The organism is Paracraurococcus ruber (assembly GCF_004353985.1).
Taxonomy (GTDB): domain Bacteria; phylum Pseudomonadota; class Alphaproteobacteria; order Acetobacterales; family Acetobacteraceae; genus Paracraurococcus; species Paracraurococcus ruber.
The window spans coordinates 1-4,126 of record NZ_SMOA01000382.1 but is presented as its reverse complement, the minus strand read 5'-3'; the positions used below and the strand labels follow the sequence as shown (position 1 = coordinate 4,126).

The following is a 4,126-nucleotide window of genomic DNA, read 5'->3' as shown; positions in this document are numbered from 1 at the left end:
GCCGCGGCGGATCCGCCCGCCGGCCGGCCGGCCGCGGCCCCTGCCGCCGGGCCCTGCGCGGCCCGCGCGGAAGCCCCCCAGGCACCCGCCCTCGGGCACCCCTCGCTTCAGGCACACCAACCGCGCCGGCCCCCGCACGCGCCGCCAGCGCGACCCTGCCGCTCCCTTCGGGATGGCTGGCGCGGCCCCCCCAAAGGCGGCGTCGCTTTGCGCCAGATCAATTCATGGCCGCCGCGTCCCTGGCATCATGGAGGATCGCGCCGAAATCCGGAGTCGCTTGCCCATGCTGCAGCCGCCGCCCGCCGAGCCAGGGATGATGGAGGAGGAGGTGGACACCCCCGCCCTGCTCCTCGACCTCGATGCCTTCGAGGCCAACCTGGATGCGATGGCGGCGCTGCTGGCGCCCACCGGGGCGAAGCTCCGCGCCCATGCCAAGACCCACAAATCGGCGGTGATCGCCCGGCTGCAGCTGGCCCGAGGCGCCATCGGCCAATGCGTGCAGAAGGTGGGGGAGGCGGAGGCGCTGGCCTGGGGCGGCGTCCCCGACATCCTGGTCAGCAACCAGGTGGTCGGCGCCGCGAAGCTCGCCCGGCTGGCGGCGCTGTCCGGCATCGCGCAGGTGGCCGTCTGCGCCGACGATGCCGGCCAGGTGGCCGAGATCGCCGCCGCGGCCGAGGCCGCCGGGGTGCGGCTGCCGGTGCTGGTGGAGATCGATTGCGGCGCGTCCCGCTGCGGGGTGGAGCCGGGGCCGGCGGCGGTGGCGCTGGCCGAGCGCATCGCCGCCAGCCCGCATCTCCGCTTCGGCGGGCTGCAGAGCTACCACGGCAGCGCCCAGCACAAGCGCAGCCCGGGGGAGCGCGAGGCGGCCATCGCCCATGCCGCCGAGGTCACCCGCCGCACGGTGGAGCAGCTGCGGCAGCGCGGCCTCGACTGCCCGGTGGTGGGCGGCGGTGGCACCGGCACCTTCGCGCTGGAGGCGGCGAGCGGCGTCTATACCGAGATCCAGGCGGGTTCCTACGCCTTCATGGATGCCGACTATGCCCGCAACGACGTGCCGCCGCCCTTCCGCCAGAGCCTTTTCGTCCTGGCGACGGTGATGAGCCGGGCGGTGCCCGGCGTCGCGGTGGTGGATGCCGGGCACAAGGCGGTGGCGGTGGATAGCGGCCTGCCCCTGGTGCATGGCAGGCCGGGCCTGCGCTTCGCCTCGGCTTCCGACGAGCACGGCAAGCTGCTGGTGGAGGATGGGGCGGCGCCGGCGCTGGGCGAGAAATTGCGCCTGGTGCCGGGCCATTGCGACCCGACGGTCGATCGCTACGACTGGTATGTCGGGGTGCGCAAGGGCCGGGTGGAGTGCCTCTGGCCGATCGCCGCCCGCGGGCTGATGGCGTAGGCCTGCGGGACGGGCAGGGGGTGCTCCGGCCTCCGGGCCGGCAGGCGTCCGGGCGATGATGGCCTGGGCGGGTGGCATTCGCGGCCTTCCCGATGCGCGCCGGTCCGGCAGATGCGGGCGTGGGCTGCCCGACGCCAGGATCCCGGTGCCGCACGCCGGGGCCGAAGGCGGCGGGGACCATGGCGGCCGCGGCGACCACCTTTGTCGGCCAGCCACGCCATCCTCGGCGGCGCGACCGGGGCCGGCGCAGCCCCGACCGGGATCGCGGCGACCGCGCGGCCGCCGCATCGCCGGGGGCGTCGTCCGGCCTGGCGCGAGGTCGGGCGATGAGCGCCCGGCCGGGGCCGAGGCCGGCATCCGGCGGGCCGGTGGCGGGCGCTTCCGCCGGGTCGGGATCGGCTTCGGCACCCCGTCCGGCGGCAGCGCCGGTCGCCGGGCGCCCGCCCGAAGGAGCACGGCGTCGGGCTCGACGGGCGGCTCGCCGGTGGACGCAGCGGCCCGGCCAGCATCGCCACGCCGGCCGGCTTCGCCGCGATCGCCGCGCCGGGCGTGACGGTCCGGCACGTCGCCGGCATCCTCCTCCTCCCGCCGTCGGCCATGCACCGGTCCGTCGCCGGGCTCCGGCGCCCTGATCGGCGGCGGGATCGCCGGGCCTGGCCCCATCGGCCCGCAGGGTCGCCCGAGCCGCCGCCAGCGCAGGCCCGGCGGCGGGCGTCGCGGCCGCCGGCCGTGCAGGGGCAGGCCCTCGCCGGGGCGGTGGCGCCGCAGGCCCCGGGCCCATTGACAGGGTGCGGGATCGCCCGTTCCGGTAGGCGCATCGATCGCCGCCGCGGATCCGGCGGCGGCGAGATCGGGGGAAACCGCATCCATGACCCTGCGCCTCGGCCGCCGTGCCGCGCTGGCCGGCCTGGCCATCCTGCCCATCGCGGCGCGCGCCGCCCTGCCGGACCGGCCGCTGCGGATCCTGCTGGGCTTCGCCGCCGGCAGCGGCCCGGACCTGCTGGCCCGGCTGGTGGCGGATGCGTTGAAGGATGCGGTGCCGGCCGGCGTGGTGGTGGATAACCGGCCCGGCGCCGGCGGGCTGATCGCGGCGCAAGAGGCGGCGAAATCCGCCCCCGCCGACGGCACCACCCTCCTGCTCGGGGAGGTCGGGCAGTTGGCCATGGCGCCCAGCACCTATGCAAGGCTGGCCTATGACCCGGCGCGTGACTTCGCCGCGGTGGCGCGGCTGGCGGCGGCCGATTTCGCCCTGGTGGTCCCGGCGGCGCTGCCGGTGGAGGACCTGGCCAGCTATGTCCGCTGGGCCAAGGCCCAGGCGCAGCTGTCCATGGGCACCTTCGGCGCCGGCACCCCGGGGCATTTCGGCGCCGCCATGCTGGGCGCGGCGGAAGCGCTGCCGGTGGAGCCGGTGCATTTCCGCGCCACCGGCGATGCCATGGGGGCGGTGCTGAACGGCACGGTGCACGGGATGTTCGGCACGATGGCGGTGGTGGCGCAGCAGGTGCGGGCGGGGCGGCTGAAGGCGCTGGCCGTCACCGGCCCGGCGCGCAGCCCGCTGCTGCCGGAGGTGCCGACCATGGCCGAGCTCGGCCGCCCCGGCCTGGAATTCAGCGCTTGGTTCGGCCTCGTGGCGCCGGCCGCCGTGCCGGCCCCGGTGCAGGAGGCGCTGGAGGGCGCGGTGCTGCGCGCGGCGCGGATGCCGGCGCTGGCGGCGAAGCTGCAGGAGGCCGGGTTCCGCCCCTGGGCCGGCGACCGGGCGGAGTTCGCCGCGCTGATGCAGGCCGAACGCGGCCGCTGGGCCGAGGTGGTGCGGGCCACCGGCTTCCGCGCCATCGAATAGGTCAGGCTGCCGCCGCGCCGCGGGCGGGGCGGGTGTGCCGCCGCCCGGGGCGGATGCCGATCAGGTGGAAACACCCGAGCGGGTGAAGAGGCGCGTCGAGTCGCATGACCCGGGCGGTTGCCGTCCGCCATGGCGCACGGCAACCGCCCCGGTGTCCCGGATCCGAAATCCGCCGCCACCGGCGGCGCCCCTCGGTTCGGACCACGCGCCCTTGCTTGCGGTGGCCTGCTGACCCGCTGCGTTCGCAGCCGGTGGCTGCGAACGCAGCGGGGAGGACCTCAGACCGAGAAGATCCGGATGATCACGGTCTCCGGCTGCCGCTCCCCCAGGCCGAGGAAGAGGCTGCGATGCAGCCATTGCAGCGCCGGCGCCGCGGTCTCGAAGACCGGGGCGGTGCGGAAATAGACCCGCTCGGCCGGCACCGGCTCGCCGCGCAGCAGCCGCGCCATGTCCTCCGGCGCCGCATGGCGGATGCCGCGGTTCACGACATAGACCAGCGCGCCATCGGTCAGTTGCAGGGTGTAGCGCGCCTCGATCTCCGCCACGCCGTCCGGGCGGATGAGCTGGTAGTCGGCGCCGCCCGGCAGCACCTCGCCCTGGAGCCGCGGGCCGCCGACGCGGCCGCCGAGGATGGGGATGATCCGCCGCTCCCCGCCCGGCCCGGCGCCGATGCGGCGGGGCGGCCCGACCGCCACCTCCACCTGCCCGATGAACTCCATCGCCGGTGTCGTCGTCACCCGTTCCTCCCGCCCGGTTGCGGCACGTGGCCGCTGCCCGCCCTGCCGCGGATGGCCGCCATGCTGGACCGCCGCCCCGCGCCGCGCCACCGGCCTGGCAACGGCGGCCGGGCGCCCCGCGGTCGAGGCGGCGCCGGCCGGGCGGCTGCGCGGGCGGCC

Annotated in this window: 3 protein-coding genes; 2 read left to right on the top strand and 1 reads right to left on the bottom strand. The window is 77.1% G+C overall.

The window, feature by feature from the left end; all coding sequences use genetic code 11:
• The first annotated feature begins 283 nt into the window (after positions 1–283).
• Positions 284–1,390, top strand: a complete 1,107-nt coding sequence (locus E2C05_RS29435; protein WP_133223178.1) for a DSD1 family PLP-dependent enzyme — start codon at positions 284–286, stop codon at positions 1,388–1,390.
• An 868-nt stretch (positions 1,391–2,258) separates the two neighbouring features.
• Positions 2,259–3,230 (top strand): Bug family tripartite tricarboxylate transporter substrate binding protein, encoded by a 972-nt coding sequence (locus E2C05_RS29430; RefSeq protein ID WP_133223177.1) that lies wholly within the window; start codon positions 2,259–2,261, stop codon positions 3,228–3,230.
• Between the two features lie 278 nt (positions 3,231–3,508).
• Here E2C05_RS29430 and E2C05_RS29425 read toward each other — a convergent pair.
• A partial coding sequence (locus E2C05_RS29425; protein WP_240046945.1) for a DUF3237 domain-containing protein occupies positions 3,509–4,126 on the bottom strand: 618 nt, incomplete at its 5' end.